The organism is Streptomyces sp. NPDC002076 (genome assembly GCF_053593835.1).
Genome location: NZ_JBSFDI010000001.1, coordinates 372133 through 387558, shown reverse-complemented (window position 1 = coordinate 387558; position 15426 = coordinate 372133). Strand labels below are relative to the sequence as shown.

General features: G+C 71.6%; 16 protein-coding genes. 9 read left to right on the top strand and 7 right to left on the bottom strand.

Translation table 11 applies throughout. The features are described 5' to 3' along the window. Positions 1-177: 177 nt before the first annotated feature. The gene (locus tag ACWCQS_RS01820; RefSeq protein ID WP_451002640.1) at positions 178-762 is read left to right on the top strand and encodes a hypothetical protein; all 585 of its coding nucleotides are present in this window, start codon (positions 178-180) and stop codon (positions 760-762) included. Here the strand turns inward: ACWCQS_RS01820 and ACWCQS_RS01815 are convergent. The 4 genes from ACWCQS_RS01815 to ACWCQS_RS01800 all read right to left on the bottom strand — a co-directional run bounded on the left by ACWCQS_RS01815 (position 734) and on the right by ACWCQS_RS01800 (position 3472). Then, a complete protein-coding gene (locus ACWCQS_RS01815; protein ID WP_451002639.1) occupies positions 734-1366 on the bottom strand; it encodes a Maf family protein in 633 nt (210 codons plus the stop codon). The two genes, ACWCQS_RS01820 and ACWCQS_RS01815, sit on opposite strands and share 29 nt — an antisense overlap. Before the next feature lie 32 nt (positions 1367-1398). Next, a complete protein-coding gene (gene mmpB / locus ACWCQS_RS01810; protein ID WP_451002638.1) occupies positions 1399-1527 on the bottom strand; it encodes a morphogenic membrane protein MmpB in 129 nt (42 codons plus the stop codon). 133 nt (positions 1528-1660) lie between these two features. After that, complete coding sequence (locus ACWCQS_RS01805) at positions 1661-1870, bottom strand: acyl-CoA carboxylase epsilon subunit (protein ID WP_451002637.1); 210 nt, start codon at positions 1868-1870, stop codon at positions 1661-1663. 9 nt (positions 1871-1879) lie between these two features. After that, the gene (locus ACWCQS_RS01800; RefSeq protein WP_451002636.1) at positions 1880-3472 is read right to left on the bottom strand and encodes an acyl-CoA carboxylase subunit beta; all 1593 of its coding nucleotides are present in this window, start codon (positions 3470-3472) and stop codon (positions 1880-1882) included. 112 nt (positions 3473-3584) lie between these two features. On the opposite strand from ACWCQS_RS01800, the gene ACWCQS_RS01795 reads away from it, so the two are divergent. Both ACWCQS_RS01795 and ACWCQS_RS01790 read left to right on the top strand, forming a co-directional pair. After that, positions 3585-4445: a biotin--[acetyl-CoA-carboxylase] ligase gene (locus tag ACWCQS_RS01795; RefSeq protein ID WP_451002635.1), complete on the top strand. Its 861-nt coding sequence runs from the start codon at positions 3585-3587 to the stop codon at positions 4443-4445. Positions 4446-5063: 618 nt separating this feature from the next. Beyond that, positions 5064-6170: an adenylate/guanylate cyclase domain-containing protein gene (locus tag ACWCQS_RS01790; protein WP_388620071.1), complete on the top strand. Its 1107-nt coding sequence runs from the start codon at positions 5064-5066 to the stop codon at positions 6168-6170. Positions 6171-6184: 14 nt separating this feature from the next. On the opposite strand, the gene ACWCQS_RS01785 is transcribed toward ACWCQS_RS01790, so the two are convergent. Beyond that, complete coding sequence (locus ACWCQS_RS01785) at positions 6185-6808, bottom strand: hypothetical protein (protein ID WP_451002634.1); 624 nt, start codon at positions 6806-6808, stop codon at positions 6185-6187. Positions 6809-7016: 208 nt separating this feature from the next. Here ACWCQS_RS01785 and ACWCQS_RS01780 point away from each other — a divergent pair, with 208 nt between their 5' ends. From ACWCQS_RS01780 to hutH, 3 genes are all read left to right on the top strand, one after another. After that, a complete protein-coding gene (locus ACWCQS_RS01780; protein ID WP_451002633.1) occupies positions 7017-7811 on the top strand; it encodes an enoyl-CoA hydratase/isomerase family protein in 795 nt (264 codons plus the stop codon). 75 nt (positions 7812-7886) lie between these two features. Next, a complete protein-coding gene (locus ACWCQS_RS01775) occupies positions 7887-9032 on the top strand; it encodes a diguanylate cyclase domain-containing protein (protein WP_451002632.1) in 1146 nt (381 codons plus the stop codon). A gap of 88 nt (positions 9033-9120) precedes the next feature. Further along, on the top strand, positions 9121-10659 hold the full coding sequence (gene hutH, locus ACWCQS_RS01770; protein WP_451003008.1) for a histidine ammonia-lyase: 1539 nt from the start codon (positions 9121-9123) through the stop codon (positions 10657-10659). 52 nt (positions 10660-10711) lie between these two features. Here hutH and ACWCQS_RS01765 read toward each other — a convergent pair whose 3' ends face one another. Both ACWCQS_RS01765 and ACWCQS_RS01760 read right to left on the bottom strand, forming a co-directional pair. Further along, a complete protein-coding gene (locus ACWCQS_RS01765; protein WP_451002631.1) occupies positions 10712-11488 on the bottom strand; it encodes a hypothetical protein in 777 nt (258 codons plus the stop codon). Positions 11489-11530: 42 nt separating this feature from the next. After that, entirely contained in the window at positions 11531-11854 is a 324-nt protein-coding gene (locus ACWCQS_RS01760; RefSeq protein ID WP_451002630.1) for an LPXTG cell wall anchor domain-containing protein, read from the bottom strand. Positions 11855-11963: 109 nt separating this feature from the next. Between ACWCQS_RS01760 and ACWCQS_RS01755 the strand changes: the two genes are divergently transcribed. The 3 genes from ACWCQS_RS01755 (at position 11964) to ACWCQS_RS01745 (ending at position 15384) form a co-directional block, all read left to right on the top strand. Then, positions 11964-12305, top strand: a complete 342-nt coding sequence (locus tag ACWCQS_RS01755) for a hypothetical protein (RefSeq protein ID WP_451002629.1) — start codon at positions 11964-11966, stop codon at positions 12303-12305. 227 nt (positions 12306-12532) lie between these two features. Then, positions 12533-13780: a L,D-transpeptidase gene (locus ACWCQS_RS01750; RefSeq protein WP_451002628.1), complete on the top strand. Its 1248-nt coding sequence runs from the start codon at positions 12533-12535 to the stop codon at positions 13778-13780. A 149-nt stretch (positions 13781-13929) separates the two neighbouring features. After that, positions 13930-15384, top strand: a complete 1455-nt coding sequence (locus tag ACWCQS_RS01745) for an ABC transporter permease (RefSeq protein ID WP_451002627.1) — start codon at positions 13930-13932, stop codon at positions 15382-15384. Positions 15385-15426 lie beyond the last annotated feature (42 nt).

Here is a 15426-nt window from a genome sequence, read left to right as displayed (position 1 = left end):
CTCTGTGAGGGCGTGCTGCGGCCCACTCTGTTTCTTTGTCGAGTCCCTACGAATGGCCCAATGATTCTTTGCTGCCGCGCGAACCCTTGTCCCGGGGTTTACCCGTTAGTAGCGTGCGCGATGGCTCGAACGTACCTGTGGTAACAGTCAGCGCGACTTGAGAGTGGGTGGGGACCGGTGGTGCGCAGACCGGTGGCGTGGGTCGTGGCGGTCGTCCTCCTGGCGGAGGCGGTCTTCGTCGCGGCGCTGAACTGGTTCCTCGGCGTGGTCGTCGACCGGCAGAAGATGTCCCTGGCCGGCCTCGATCCGCACATGATGTCGGTGTCCTCGAAGATCGGCGGGCTGGTCTTCGGCCTCTACTTCGCGCTGTGCGCCCTGGTGGCCCTCCTGGTCGCGATACGCGACCGCGCCCCGGCGGGCTTGGGCCGCGTCCTGCTGATCAGCGTGGCGGTCGTGCACGGCCTGCTGGGCGCCTTCACCTGGGGCCTGGTCGGCTGGACGGCGTTCCTGTTCATGGTGGCGGTGCTCGGCCTCGTCGTCCTGCTCCTGATGACGTACGACCGTGACGGCGGCCCGGAGCCGGCCGCGGCCGGGGGTGGTGCGGACGCGGGCGGCGACCCGAAGGCCGAGGCCGAGCCGGTCACGGCTGCGGGCGCGGCCGGCTCGCCGGCCCCGCGTGCGGAGGAGCCGCAGGACGGGGAGGACGAGCCGCAGGACTCCGTGCCCGCCCAGATCACTCGTCCGGTGACCACAACTCGGTGATGCCGACACCCAGTTCGGCCAGCAGCTTGCGCACCAGGGGCAGGCTGATGCCGATCACATTGCCGTGGTCGCCCTCGATGCCCTCGATGAACGGCGCCGAACGGCCGTCCAGGGTGAAGGCCCCGGCGACGTAGAGGGGTTCCCCGGAGGCCACGTACGCCGCGATCTCCGCGTCGCTGGGCTCACCGAAGAGGACCACGGTGGAGGCGGTGCCGGACACGTACCGCTTGGCCTCCGTGTCCCAGATGCAGTGCCCCGTCTGGAGGGTCCCGGCGCGCCCGCGCATCGCCTTCCAGCGGGCGGTCGCCTCCTCGGCGTCGGCGGGCTTGCCGAGGGCCTGCCCGTCCAGCTCCAGCACCGAGTCGCAGCCGATCACCAGGGCGCCCTGCACCTCCGGCTTCGCCGCCACGACCGAGGCCTTCGCCTCGGCCAGGGCGAGCGCCAGCTCCGCGGGGGTGGGGGCGGTGAGGGCGTCCTCGTCGACGCCGCTGACGATCACCTCCGGGTCGAGGCCGGCCTGGCGGAGGAGGCCCAGACGGGCGGGGGACTTCGAGGCGAGCACGAGTCGCCTGCGGCGCGTAGACCTGCGGTGCGTAGCAGTCATGCGGTCAGGTTAGTCGCGGGGTGCCGTTCGGCTCACCTCAGGCCGATGGCCAGCATCGCCAGGATCATGGCGACGGCCATGAGAAGGCCGAGCCGCCGGAGCATGTCATGCGCTTCGCGCATGTCCTTCGGCGGCTCGTCTTCGGGGTCTGACCACAGCACTCGTCCAGCGTGCGGGCTGGTGGGGGTGGGCGCCTGAGTACGAGTACTCAATTGGCGCCCCGAGCTGTACCACTGTGCGCCCACGCGGCGGAGCCGCATGTCGATACAGCCCCGCGCCCCGAGTTGACACCCCTCAGCTTGGCCAGTAGGTGCGAGTCCATGACGCCGGCCCCGGCTTGGGCAGGTGGGCGGCGGCGATTCTGCTCGGGTCGGACCACGCGTCCCTCGGGCCCTTCGCGCCGGGCGGTGCCGCTACCGCCGCCGCGGCGCGGGCGCGGACCACCGCCAGGGCGGCGGCCAGCTCCTCCGGGGTCGGGTTGCCCCGTACGACTCTGATCGTCACAGCGGCTCCTTACAGGGGGATGTTGCCGTGCTTCTTCGGAGGCAGGGATTCCCGCTTCGTGCGCAGCTGACGCAGGCCGCGGACGATGTGGGCGCGGGTGTCGGACGGCATGATCACCGCGTCGATGTAGCCGCGCTCGGCCGCGATGTAGGGGTTGAGGAGGGTGTCCTCGTACTCCTGGATCAGCCGGGCCCGGGTGGCCTCGCCATCTCCGGTGGACTCCGCCTCGGCGATGGTGCGGCGGTGCAGGATGTTGACCGCGCCCTGGGCGCCCATGACGGCGATCTGGGCGGTGGGCCAGGCCAGGTTGAGGTCGGCACCCAGGTGCTTGGAGCCCATGACGTCGTAGGCGCCGCCGAAGGCCTTGCGGGTGATGACCGTGATGAGCGGGACGGTGGCCTCGGCGTAGGCGTAGATCAGCTTGGCGCCGCGCCGGATGATGCCGGTGTGCTCCTGGTCGACACCGGGGAGGAAGCCGGGTACGTCGACGAAGGTGAGCACGGGGATGTTGAAGGCGTCGCACGTGCGCACGAACCGGGAGGCCTTCTCGGACGCGTCGATGTCCAGGCAGCCGGCGAACTGCATCGGCTGGTTGGCGACCACGCCCACCGGGTGACCCTCGACCCGGCCGAAGCCGGTGAGGATGTTCGGCGCGAACAGCGACTGCGTCTCGAAGAACTCGCCGTCGTCCAGGACGTGTTCGATCACCGTGTGCATGTCGTACGGCTGGTTCGCGCTGTCCGGGACGACGGTGTCCAGCTCGCGGTCCTCGTCGTTGATCGCGAGGTCCGCCTCCTCCGGGAAGACCGGGGCTTCGGAGAGGTTGTTGGACGGCAGGTACGACAGCAGCTGCTTGACGTACTCGATGGCGTCCTTCTCGTCGCCGGCCATGTGGTGGGCCACGCCGGAGGCGGTGTTGTGGGTGCGGGCGCCGCCCAGCTCCTCGAAACCGACGTCCTCGCCCGTGACGGTCTTGATGACGTCCGGGCCCGTGATGAACATGTGCGAGGTCTGGTCGACCATGACCGTGAAGTCGGTGATCGCCGGGGAGTAGACCGCGCCGCCCGCGCAGGGGCCGACGACCAGGCTGATCTGCGGGATCACACCGGAGGCGTGGGTGTTGCGGCGGAAGATCTCGCCGTAGGCGCCGAGGGAGGCCACGCCTTCCTGGATGCGGGCACCGCCGGAGTCGTTGATGCCGATGACCGGGCAGCCGGTCTTCAGCGCGAAGTCCATCACCTTGACGATCTTCTGGCCGTAGACCTCGCCGAGGGCGCCGCCGAAGACCGTGAAGTCCTGGGAGAAGACGGCGACGGGGCGGCCGTCGACGGTGCCGTACCCGGTGACGACACCGTCCCCGTAGGGGCGGTTCTTCTCCAGACCGAAGTTCGTGGACCGGTGCCGGGCGAACTCGTCGAGCTCGACGAAGGAGCCCTCGTCGAGCAGCAGCTCGATCCGCTCACGGGCCGTCAGCTTGCCCTTCGCGTGCTGCTTTTCGACGGCGCGCTCCGAGCCGGCGTGCGTCGCCTCGTGGATGCGGCGCTGCAGATCCGCGAGCTTGCCCGCGGTCGTGTGGATATCGATCTCTTCCGGCTCGGACATCGGGATCGCGGCTCCCTGCCTGCTCAAAAGGGGGGGACGGTTACTCATCCGTAGAGTAGTGCTGGGCCTGTGGGTCGGCAGTGCGGCGTTTCCCACACCTAGGGTGACTTGCATGACGCCGCACAATGCATCAGATGACAGCCGCTGGTCCGACCTGGACCGTCCGCCCCTGAACGCCGCGGCACTGCGGCGCGCGCTGGTCCGGGAGGGGAGCCTGTACAGCGCGGTGGACGTGGTGCAGCGCACCGGCTCCACCAACGCCGACCTGGTCGCCCGGGCCGCCGCCGGGAAGGCCGAGGAGGGGGCGGTGCTGGTGGCGGAGGAGCAGACGGCCGGCAAGGGGCGCCTGGACCGCCGGTGGACGGCGCCGGCGCGCTCGGGCCTGTTCTTCTCCGTGTTCCTGCGGCCCGCCGAGGTGCCCGTGGCGCGGTGGGGCTGGCTGCCGCTGCTCACCGGTGTCGCCGTGGCGACCGGGCTCTCCCGGGCGGCGGGCGTGGACACGGCCCTGAAGTGGCCGAACGACCTGCTGGTGACCGTGGGGGGCGAGGAGCGCAAGGCGGGGGGCATCCTCGCCGAGCGGGCCGGTACGGACGGTGTGGTCGTCGGCGTCGGCATCAACGTCACCCTGCGGGCGGAGGAGCTGCCGGTGCCGCAGGCGGGGTCGCTGGCGCTGGCCGGGGCGGTCTCGACGGACCGGGATCCGCTGCTGCGGGCGGTGCTGCGGGCGCTGGAGGACTGGTACGGGCGGTGGCGGGGCGCGGAGGGTGACCCCGCGGTGAGCGGTCTTCAGGAGACGTACGCGGCGGGGTGCGCCACGCTGGGGCGCGCCGTGCGGGCCGAGTTGCCGGGGGAGCGGTCGATCGTGGGCGAGGCGGTGGCGGTCGACGGGGACGGCCGTCTCGTCATCGCTACGGAGGCGGGGGTGCAGGAGCCGGTGGGGGCAGGGGACATCGTGCATCTGCGGCCTGTGTGAGCGGGTGCCTGCGGCGCGGGTGCCTGCGGTGCCTCTGCGGCTGGGTGGGGGTGTGCGGGTGCCTGCGGCGCGGATGCCTGCGGCGCCTCTGCGGCTGGGTGGGGGTGTGCGGGTGCCTGCGGCGCGGATGCCTGCGGCGCCTCTGCGGCTGGGTGGGGGTGCGCCTAGCGCCCAGTGCGGGCTTGGGGTCGGGGCCGCGCCGGGGGGTGTCCGTCCTCGGAACGGCGCGGAATCGGTCGGCCGATCAAGTCCCGGTGTTGACGCGCCAACCGCTGCGGGCGGACACCCCCCGACACGTCCCCTTCCCGCCGTGGGCGGCTGCGGCACCGCCGGGGCCAGGAAGCCGACGGCGCGGGTTGCGCCCCAAAGGGGCGCGGGGAACTGCGCGACCAGCCACGGTGGACCGGTGCTCGGCGACGGCGGGGGTCGCCCCGGACCTGCCCCTATGCGGGGTCCGGGGGCGCAGGCCCCGGGGGTGGCCGGCGCCAACGCCGGGGAGCGCGTCCGGCACCGGGAAGTGAACCGTCGGCCAAACCCAACGGAGTGAGCTGGCGCACACCTGCCGTAGAGTTGAGGCCGGTCGATACCTGACCGCGACAGATCGGAAGGGCAGCAGGCGTGACCGTCGACGACACGGGCTCCGGTGCGGGCGCGGACGCCGCCGACCCCGGCGAGGACCCGCTGGCCCTGCGCCTCGAACAGCTCATCCTGGGCGCCGAGCGCCGCTACACGCCGTTCCAGGCGGCCCGCAGCGCCGGTGTCTCCATGGAGCTGGCGTCCCGGTTCTGGCGGGCGATGGGGTTCGCGGACATCGGGCAGGCCAAGGCGTTGACGGAGGCCGACGTGCTCGCTCTGCGCCGGCTCGCCGGTCTCGTCGAGGCGGGGCTGCTCAGCGAGGCCATGGCGGTGCAGGTGGCCCGGTCCACCGGGCAGACCACCGCCCGGTTGGCCGAGTGGCAGATGGATTCCTTCCTGGAGGGCCTGACCGAGCCGCCCGAGCCCGGGATGACCCGCACCGAGGTGACGTACCCGATCGTCGAGCTGCTCCTGCCCGAGCTGGAGGAGTTCCTGGTCTATGTGTGGCGGCGGCAGCTCGCCGCCTCGGCCGGGCGTGTTGTGCAGTCGGCCGACGACGAGGAGATGGTCGACCGGCGGCTCGCCGTCGGCTTCGCGGACCTGGTGGGGTTCACCCGGCTGACCCGGCGGATGGAGGAGGAGGAGCTCGGCGAGCTGGTCGAGGCCTTCGAGACCACCGCCGCCGACCTGGTGGCCGCGCGCGGTGGCCGGCTCATCAAGACCCTCGGCGACGAGGTGCTGTACGCGGCGGACGACTCCGGTACGGCCGCGGACATCGCGCTGCGCCTGGTCGAGACGCTGGCGAACGACGAGACCATGCCCGAGCTGCGGGTCGGCATGGCGTTCGGCACGGTCACCACTCGTATGGGTGATGTGTTCGGTACGACGGTGAACCTGGCCTCCCGGCTGACGTCGATAGCGCCCCGGGACGCCGTGCTGGTGGACAGCGCCTTGGCCGAGGAACTGATCCGCACCGGCGAGGCTCCCGCCTCCGAGGCCGAGGCGGCGGAGGCCGCTGCGGCCGCAGAGAAGGAGGGCGAGGAGCCGCCGAAGTACCGCTTCGCGCTCCAGCCCATGTGGCAGCGCCCGGTGCGTGGCCTCGGCGTGGTGGAGCCCTGGCTGCTCACCCGCCGCGACGGCCAGTCGTAGGCGCTCCTGCCTGCTCAGCGGACGTCCACGCACAGGCCGAGCACCGGTACGCACAGCCCGCCCGGGCCTGGCGCAGGGGTGCTGTGGCCGGGCGCCGGGGTGGTCGGCGCGGGTGCGGCGGTCGTGGGGGCCGGACGCGGCGCGGATGTCGTCGCCGAGGGCCCTGGTGTGGTGCCGGCGGTGGAGCCCGAAGCGGTCGGTGGGGCGGTCGCGGTCGGTGCGGTGCTGCGTCTTGTCGGTGCACTCGGCGCCGCCGGACCGGTGGCCGTGGCCGTGGCGGCCGGCGCGAGGCTTCTGCCGCCCATGACGGAGGTCGCCGAGGGCAGTGCGGTGGGGCCGGCGGCGGCCGTCGCGGCGGTGTTCGCCGCGTGGTCCGTGGCGCCGCCGCCCGCGCCGGCGCGGGGCTCGGCCTCCGCCGTGCCCGGGGCGCCGACGCCCGACTCCGGCGAGACCCGGACCAGGCTGAGCACGCCCGCCGCCAGGGCGAGACCGCCGGCCGCCAGCAGCACCTTGCGCGGGCGGGGTTTGCGGTGCCGACCGCGCCGTACGCCGGACGCAGCGGCCGGCTCGCCGCGCTCCTCCGAGTCCCGGCCCGCTTCTTCCGTCTCCGCCGCACGTGCACGTATCGGTGCTGCCATGGTTCCCCTCCCCGGTTCCCCTCCCGGCCGCGCCCCGGGCGCGCCGTGGCGGACGCACGCTATGCGGTCCTGTGGGTGATGTGGGGTGAGAAGGCCGGGATGTCACTCGAACGGGCGTAGCCCCCTGGACTTTCCCGGGATCGGGTGCGGCTGCGATGATCGGGCCGACAATGGGTTAACCGTGGTTAACAGCAGGCCGGAGGATGCCATGAGCGAGGAGCGGTTCGGGGAGTTCGTGCTGGTACGGCGGCACGGGCGGGTCGCGGAGCTGGTCATGGACCGGCCCAAGGCCATGAACGCCGTCTCGACGGAGATGGCCCGCTCCCTCACCGCCGCGTGCACGGCGCTGGCCGGCGACCGGGATGCGCGCGTGGTGGTCCTGACCTCCAGCCATGAGCGTGCGTTCTGCGTCGGCGCGGACCTGAAGGAGCGGAACTCCTTCAGCGACGCGGATCTGCTGCGGCAGCGGCCGCTGACGCGCGGTGCGTACACCGGGGTGCTGGAGCTGCCGATGCCGACCATCGCGGCGGTGCACGGGTTCGCGCTGGGCGGGGGCTTCGAACTGGCCCTGTCCTGCGACCTGATCGTGGCCGACCGTACGGCGGTGGTGGGGCTGCCGGAGGTGTCCGTGGGCGTGATTCCCGGCGGCGGCGGTACGCAGCTGCTGCCGCGGCGGGTCGGGGCGGCCCGGGCGGCCGAGCTGATCTTCTCGGCCCGGCGGGTGGAGGCGGCCGAGGCGGCCGAGCTGGGGCTGGTCGACCGGCTCGTGGACGAGGGCCGCGACCGCGAGGAGGCGCTGGCGCTGGCCGCCGGCATCGCCGGCAACTCACCGGTCGGCCTGCGGGCCGCCAAGCGCGCGCTGCGGCTGGGGCACAGTCTGGACCTCCGGGCCGGCCTGGAGGTCGAGGACGCCGCATGGCGTGCGGTGGCGTTCTCCGGGGACCGGGCGGAAGGCGTGGCGGCCTTCAACGAGAAGCGCAAGCCGGAGTGGCCCGGCGAGTGAGTGGCCTGTAACTCCACCCCATCTGTTCGCCCCGCCAATGTCCCGATTACCCCAAATCATCCCTAACCTGGAGTAATGGGCGAGGATAGGCGGCTAGCCGCAGTCGTGGCGCTGGCGCAGGGCATGGCGGCGGCGCACACCCCGCGGGACTCGTGGCAGGCCGCCGCGCTCGGCGCCTGCCGGGCGCTGGACGGCAGCTTCGCCGCGCTGTCGGTGTGGGAGCGCGAGCTGGGCCGGCTGCGGGTTCTCGTGAACGTGGGGGACCGGCGCCCGGACGAGGAGGAGTTCCCCGAGTCCGAGGCCTATCCCGTGCACCAGTTCCCGGAGATCACCGAGTTCCTGCACGAGCGCTGGGCCGGCGGGGGCGGACCGAACGCATGGGTGGAGACGGCCGAGGGGACCGCCGCCGGCACCCCCGGGTACTTCCATCAGCGTGTCGCCGCCCTGCGGCGACGCGGACGCGGATGCTGTGTCGTCGCCCCCGTCCTGCTGCACGGCAGGGCCTGGGGCGAGTTGTATGTCGCCCGGCCCGTCGAGGCCCCCGTGTTCGACCGGGCCGACTCCGACTTCGCGACCGTGCTGGCCGCCGTCGTCGCCGCCGGGCTCGCGCAGACCGAGCGGCTGGAGGAGGCTCGCCGGCTCGCGTACACCGACGCCCTCACCGGACTCGCCAACCGCCGGGCCGTGGACGTGCGCCTGGAGGAGGCGGTCGAGCGGCATCGCACGGAGGGCGTGGTCGTCAGCCTCGTCGTCTGCGATCTCAACGGGCTGAAGCGGGTCAACGACACCCTCGGGCACGCCGTCGGCGACCGGCTGCTGGAACGCTTCGGCTCGGTGCTGTCGCTGTGTGGCGCCATGGTGCCGGGCGCGCTGGCCGCGCGGCTCGGCGGGGACGAGTTCTGTCTGCTGGCCGTCGGGCCGCCCGCCGACGACGTGGTCAAGGCCGCCGATGAACTGTGCCGCCGGGCCGGGGAGTTGGAGCTGGGGGAAGGCGTGGCGTGCGGGGTCGCCTCGACCGAGGACCCGATCGGGGAGGTGCAGGACGCGCGGCGGCTGTTCCGGCTCGCCGACGCCGCCCAGTACCGGGCCAAGGCCCTGTGCGCCGACCGGCCGGTGGTGGCGGGCCGGGACGGGCCGCAGGATCCGGTCGTACGGCTGGCCGACGAGCCGCCGCACGTGTCGCCCGCCGAACGGCGCCGGTTCCGCGGGCGCCGGCCGTGAGGCGAAGCCCACACGGATCGGTAAGGGTCGCTCCCGTACTCCACTAGTGACATCTCCGCATTCAATGCGTACGCTCCTGAATATGGATATGCACACTGTGGTGGTGGGGACGTCGGGTGTCACGGCGTCCGACGTGCTCGCCGTGGCGCGCGGCGGAGCCCGTGTCGAGCTGTCGGCGGAGGCGGTGGCGGCCCTGGCGGCGGCCCGCGAGATCGTGGACGCGCTGGCGGCCAAGCCGGACCCGGTCTACGGCGTCTCCACCGGCTTCGGCGCCCTGGCGACCCGGCACATCAGCCAGGAACTGCGTGCCCAGCTGCAGCGCAACATCGTCCGCTCGCACGCCGCCGGCATGGGTCCGCGGGTCGCGCGCGAGGTCGTACGTGCCCTGATGTTCCTGCGGCTGAAGACCGTCTGCTCCGGGCACACCGGCGTCCGGCCCGAGGTCGCGCAGACCATGGCGGACGTGCTCAACGCCGGGATCACCCCGGTCGTGCACGAGTACGGCTCCCTCGGCTGCTCCGGCGACCTGGCCCCGCTGTCCCACTGTGCCCTGGCCCTCATGGGCGAGGGGGACGCGGAGGGGCCCGACGGGGTCGTACGGCCCGCCGGTGAGCTGCTCGCCGAGCACGGGATCAAGCCGGTCGAGCTGCGCGAGAAGGAGGGACTGGCCCTTCTCAACGGCACCGACGGCATGCTCGGCATGCTGATCATGGCCCTCGCCGACCTCGACACCCTCTACAAGTCCGCCGACGTCACCGCCGCCCTCAGCCTGGAGGCGCTGCTCGGGACGGACAAGGTGCTCGCGCCGGAACTGCACGCCATCCGCCCGCACCCCGGCCAGGGCGCCTCCGCCGCCAACATGCTTGCGGTGCTGAAGGGTTCGCAGCTCACCGGGCACCACCAGGACGACGCTCCCCGCGTGCAGGACGCCTACTCCGTGCGCTGCGCCCCGCAGGTCGCCGGTGCCGGGCGCGACACCATGGCGCACGCCCGCCTGGTCGCCGAGCGGGAGCTGGCCTCCGCCGTCGACAACCCGGTCGTGCTGCCCGACGGCCGCGTGGAGTCCAACGGCAACTTCCACGGCGCGCCCGTGGCCTACGTCCTGGACTTCCTCGCCGTCGCCGCCGCCGACCTCGGCTCCATCGCCGAGCGCCGCACCGACCGGCTGCTCGACAAGAACCGCAGCCACGGTCTTCCGCCGTTCCTCGCCGACGACGCGGGTGTGGACTCCGGCCTGATGATCGCCCAGTACACGCAGGCCGCCCTGGTCAGCGAGATGAAGCGGCTCGCCGTACCGGCCTCCGCGGACTCCATCCCGTCCTCCGCCATGCAGGAGGACCACGTGTCCATGGGCTGGTCGGCCGCGCGCAAGCTGCGCATCGCCGTGGACAACCTGACCCGGATCATCGCCATCGAGCTGTACGCGGCCACCCGCGCCATCGAGCTGCGCGAGGGCCTCACCCCGGCGCCCGCCTCCCGGGCCGTGATCGAGGCCGTGCGCGCCGCCGGTGTGCAGGGGCCGGGCCCGGACCGGTTCCTGGCGCCCGACCTGGCCGCCGCCGACGCGTTCGTGCGCGAGGGTCACCTCGTCACCGCGGTGGAGTCGGTCACCGGCCCGCTGCAGTAACGTCTCCGCGCGAGAACAGGGGCCCTGCCGGTGCAGGGCCCCTGTTCTCGTGTCACTTCAGCTTGGCCTGCTGGGCTTTGACGACCTCCGGCGACACCGTGTAGGCCTTCTTGGCCATGATCGCGCCCAGGTTCGTCGTGACATAGACCGACAGGGTGTTTCCGAGCCGGACGACCTCGGCATGGGCGGGCGCCGGGTCCCCGTCGTCCGAGTTCATGGTCGAGGTGAACGCCACCGACCCGTCCCCGGTGCCCGTCGCCTTCTCCTCGGCGACCTTGGTGAACTGCAGCTTGGTACCGGCCTGCTGGGCGGGAAAGCCGCTCGCGCAGTCCTTCACCGCGGTGGAGACCGACGCGAGGGCCTTCTCGGCGCCGTCCCCGTCGTACGACGCCAGGGTGACCGTGGTGATGTCGCGGTCCAGGGACTTGTGCATCGTCTCCTCGAACTTCCCCTCGTCGAGGTCGTCCAGGGAGGTCGGCTTGGCCGTGGGGGTCTTCTTCTGGTTCTCCGTCGCCATACGGTCGGTCCTGGCCGCCGCGTCGGCCGGCGGGAGCCCGCTCATCACGCGGGCCAGCGGCCGACAGGACGCGCTGTCGGTGGTGATGGCCCTGGACCGGGTGGCCGGCACCGCCCCCACCTTGAAGCCGGGCACCTCGCCCCCGCCGATGATCAGCTTCTTCAACTCCGCGGCGCCCAGCGCCTTCGCGGGCGTACCGGAGACCTTCGCACCCCCGCCGGAAACCCCGCCGGAACAGCCCGTGACAAGGGCGAACGACAGTGCACCCACAGCTGCGGTGGCGCACAGCCGTACGCCCGATGATCTCTTCATGGCCGAACCATGTGCGGCCCGTCAAAGATTCGTCAAGGGAAATTAAAAGCCCAGGCGTTCGCGGCGCACCGAATACACCACGAAGCCGGCGCCCACACCGAGGAAGAGGGTGCCGCCGACGACGTACGGCGTGGTGTCGATGCTTCCGGTGTCGGCGAGCCGGGTGTCGTCCGCCGCCTCCCGAGCGGTCTCGGCGGTCGCCTGCGACACCGCCCTGGCCTGCTGGGTCAGCTGTGTGGTGGAGGTTTCCGTGCTCGCTCTGCCCGAGGAGTCCTGCGACGCGTGCGCGGACGGGACGAACCACAGCGCGCACAACAGGGTGCCCGCGGCGGTGGCGGTCAGCAGCGGACGGCGAGCGGATGACACGGAATATCGATCCCCTTGTGACGCTGGCGAATTGGCCGTGGGGAGCGATGTTAGTGAAAGTCGCGGGTCACAGGAAAGTCACGGGAGGTTTCAGTCGTACGCTCGCGCCATGAACGCTGAAGAGACATCACGTTTTGTGCGGCTTCGAGTGGAGCTGGTCCTCGAAGTGCAGGACGAGGATGCGGTCACCAAGGCCGCGCTGCGCCGCCTCGCCGCCGATCCGGAGCTGCCCGCGGCGGAGCGGAGTCAGGCCGAGGCCACTGTGACGGAAGACTCCGCGGAGGCCCTGGCCTATCTCGTGGACCCGTTCGATCTGGTCAGCGAGGTACCCGGGGTGGAGCTCCAGCAGGCGTCCTGGTCGAGTGAGCGGATCGACTACGACCCGGACTCGCCCGACTGGGAGCTGGATGAGGACGATGAGGAGGACGACGAAGAGGACGGCATCGGCTGAGCGTTCCGGGACAGCGTTGACCCCGGACGGCAACCGCCGTCCGGGGTTTCGTCGTCGCGCAGACGCACGGACCGACTCCCGTACCACCGGCACCCCCGCGCATCGCGGACGTGGTGTGCCCCACAGATCCCACGTATGTGGAACGGGGCGGCGTGGCCGTAGCGTTGAAGGTTCTTGCGGGGGCACTCGGGGTTTTCGGCGAATCGGCGACGATGGAGAAGCGTGTGATGACGGACAGTAAGCGGCGCAGGGGTCTGATGGCCGCGTCCGCACTGCTCGGTGGTGTCCTGGCCCTCACGGGCTGTTCCGGCGGCGGCAACGCCAAGGCGTCCGACAAGGGTGAATCCTCGCAGGCCCAGGCCGACGCGGCGGCCGCGAAGAAGTCCTCCCAGGCCCAGATCACGATCACGCCGAAGGACGGCTCCGACAACGCCTCGATCAACAACTCCGCCGCCGTCACGGTCACCAAGGGCACCCTCACCGGCGTCACGATGACCACCGAGGACGGCAAGGCCGTCGCCGGTCAGCTCTCCGCCGACAGGACGAGCTGGAAGCCCACCGTCCAGCTGCAGCGCTCCACCACCTACAAGGTCGCCGCGGCGGCCAAGGACGCCCAGGGCCGCATAGCCAACGAGAACGCGTCCTTCACCACCGTCTCCCCGGCCAACAGCTTCATCGGCACCTTCACCCCGGACGACGGCGCCACGGTCGGCGTCGGCATGCCGGTCTCGATCAACTTCGACAAGGCGATCACCAACAAGGCGGCCGTGCAGAAGGGCGTCACGGTCACCTCCAGCAGCGGCCAGGAGGTCGCCTGCCACTGGTTCAACGCCAACCGCATGGACTGCCGTCCGGAGCAGTACTGGAAGGAAGGCTCCACCGTCACCCTGAAACTCGCCCTCGACGGCGTCCAGGGCGCGCCCGGCGTCACCGGCATCCAGCAGAAGACGGTCACCTTCCACATCGGCCGCAACCAGGTCTCCTACGTTGACGCGAAGACCAAGCAGATGAAGGTCACGCAGGACGGCAAGGTCGTCAAGACCATCCCGATCTCCGCCGGCGCCCCCGAGCACACCACCTACGAGGGCCAGATGGTGATTTCGGAGAAGTTCAAGCAGACCCGTATGAACGGCGCGACCGTCGGCTTCAAGGACTCCGACGGCAAGGGCGAGTACGACATCAAGGACGTGCCGCACGCCATGCGCCTGACCAACTCCGGCACCTTCATCCACGGCAACTACTGGGGCGCGCCGTCCGTCTTCGGCAACGTCAACACCAGCCACGGCTGCGTCGGCCTGCAGGACGTCAAGGGCGCCGGCGACGCGAGCACCCCGGCCGCCTGGTTCTACAGCCACTCCCTGATCGGTGACGTGGTCGTCGTCCAGAACACCGGCGACAAGACCGTCGCCCCGGACAACGGCCTGAACGGCTGGAACATGGACTGGGCCCAGTGGAAGGCCGGTTCGGCCGTCTGACGGTTCACGGTCCGACGATCCGTCCCACAGCTTCCCGGTGCCGCCCTTCGAGGGCGGCACCGGCGTTTCCGGGCCGGGACGCAGCCTTCTCATGCATCTCTTATGCCGGCCTTAGGGTGCGGTCACGGTCCGTACCTAGCTTGCGGGCCATGTTCTTCACCTACCTGAGGCGCGAACTGCGCCGCCGCAGAAAGGCGGCCCTCGTCGTCGCCTCCGGCCTCGCGCTGGGCATCGCGCTGGTCATCGTGGTCAACTCCGTGTCGAGCGGCATGGGGAAGGCCCAGGACAAGGTCCTGCAGTCGCTGTACGGCCTGGGTACGGACATGACCGTCACCAAGGCGCAGACACCGACCGGAAGCAGCTCGCAGCGGCCCCGCTTCCAGTTCGGCGCGCAGAACAATGACGACAAGTCCACCCAGAGCAGCGACCGGGTCATGGTGCAGGGCCTCACCACCCTGTCCTCCTCGACCGTCACCAAGGTCGCCGGCCAGCAGGGCGTCTCGACCGCGGTCGGCGGCCTGAGCCTCAACGTGTTCAAGGTCAGCGGCCAGTTCACGCGGGGCCAGTTCCAGCAGAACGGCGGCGGCACCGGCGGATTCCAGCGCGGCGGCGGCACCGGCGAGCCGCAGGGTGAAGTCAAGGGCGGCGGCGCCAACTTCGACATCAACCAGTACACCGTCTACGGCACGGACGTCACCAGGACCGGGGTCGGCCCGCTGACCTCCTCGAAGATCACCAGCGGCCGTACCTTCAAGACCACCGAGACGGACGCCGAGGTGGCCGTGGTCGACTCGGCGTACGCCAAGGAGAAGAAGTACAAGGTCGGTTCGACCGTCACCGTCAAGGGCACCAAGTTCCAGGTGATCGGCATCGCCACCGCCGACAGCGGCGACTCGGCGGCCAACCTGTACATCCCGCTGAAGCAGGCGCAGACCCTCGCCGGCGAGAAGGACAAGGTCACCACGATCTACGTCAAGGCGACCGACTCCCAGAAGATCGACTCCGTCAAGAGCGCCATCCAGAAGAACGTCTCCGGTACGACGGTCACCACCTCCTCCGACCTGGCGAAGACGGTTTCCGGCTCGCTGTCCACCGCCTCCTCCCTCGCCACCAAGGTCGGCAAGTGGCTGTCCATCGCGGTGCTGGTGGCCGCGTTCCTGGTCGCGGGCCTGCTGACCTCCTCCGCGGTCTCCCGCCGCGTCCGCGAGTTCGGCACGCTGAAGGCGCTGGGCTGGAAGTCGGGCCGGGTGACCCGGCAGGTGATCGGCGAGGCCGTGGTCAACGGCCTGGTCGGCGGCGCCCTCGGCATCGCCCTGGGCCTGGCGGGCGCGTACACGGTCACGGCCATCAGCCCGACCCTGCAGGCCCAGCTGGGCGACGGCAGTGGTGGCGGCTTCGGCGGCGGGCCCGGTGGCGGTGGCTTCGGCGGCCCCGGCCGACAGGCGGCGAAGTCCCTCGAGGTCGCCCTCACGGCCCCGGTCAGCGTCACGACGATCGCCCTGGCGGTGGGCCTGGCGGTGGCCGGCGGCCTCGTCGCGGGCGCCTTCGGCGGCTGGCGCGCGTCCAGGCTCCGTCCGGCGGATGCCCTGCGCCGAGTCGAGTAGCCGGGGCCGGCTGCGCAAGCGGCCCCGAAGGCACCCCCGAAC

What these genes read in the sequence shown, in the direction of transcription:
- ACWCQS_RS01800 (WP_451002636.1), bottom strand. Translation starts at nt 3,472, where the DNA reads ATGTCCGAGCCGGAAGAGATCGATATCCACACGACCGCGGGCAAGCTC.
- ACWCQS_RS01765 (WP_451002631.1), bottom strand. Translation starts at nt 11,488, where the DNA reads ATGAAGAGATCATCGGGCGTACGGCTGTGCGCCACCGCAGCTGTGGGT.
- ACWCQS_RS01785 (WP_451002634.1), bottom strand. Translation starts at nt 6,808, where the DNA reads ATGGCAGCACCGATACGTGCACGTGCGGCGGAGACGGAAGAAGCGGGC.
- ACWCQS_RS01745 (WP_451002627.1), top strand. Translation starts at nt 13,930, where the DNA reads ATGTTCTTCACCTACCTGAGGCGCGAACTGCGCCGCCGCAGAAAGGCG.
- ACWCQS_RS01755 (WP_451002629.1), top strand. Translation starts at nt 11,964, where the DNA reads ATGAACGCTGAAGAGACATCACGTTTTGTGCGGCTTCGAGTGGAGCTG.
- hutH (WP_451003008.1), top strand. Translation starts at nt 9,121, where the DNA reads ATGCACACTGTGGTGGTGGGGACGTCGGGTGTCACGGCGTCCGACGTG.
- ACWCQS_RS01775 (WP_451002632.1), top strand. Translation starts at nt 7,887, where the DNA reads ATGGGCGAGGATAGGCGGCTAGCCGCAGTCGTGGCGCTGGCGCAGGGC.
- ACWCQS_RS01795 (WP_451002635.1), top strand. Translation starts at nt 3,585, where the DNA reads ATGACGCCGCACAATGCATCAGATGACAGCCGCTGGTCCGACCTGGAC.
- ACWCQS_RS01780 (WP_451002633.1), top strand. Translation starts at nt 7,017, where the DNA reads ATGAGCGAGGAGCGGTTCGGGGAGTTCGTGCTGGTACGGCGGCACGGG.
- ACWCQS_RS01750 (WP_451002628.1), top strand. Translation starts at nt 12,533, where the DNA reads ATGACGGACAGTAAGCGGCGCAGGGGTCTGATGGCCGCGTCCGCACTG.
- ACWCQS_RS01815 (WP_451002639.1), bottom strand. Translation starts at nt 1,366, where the DNA reads ATGACTGCTACGCACCGCAGGTCTACGCGCCGCAGGCGACTCGTGCTC.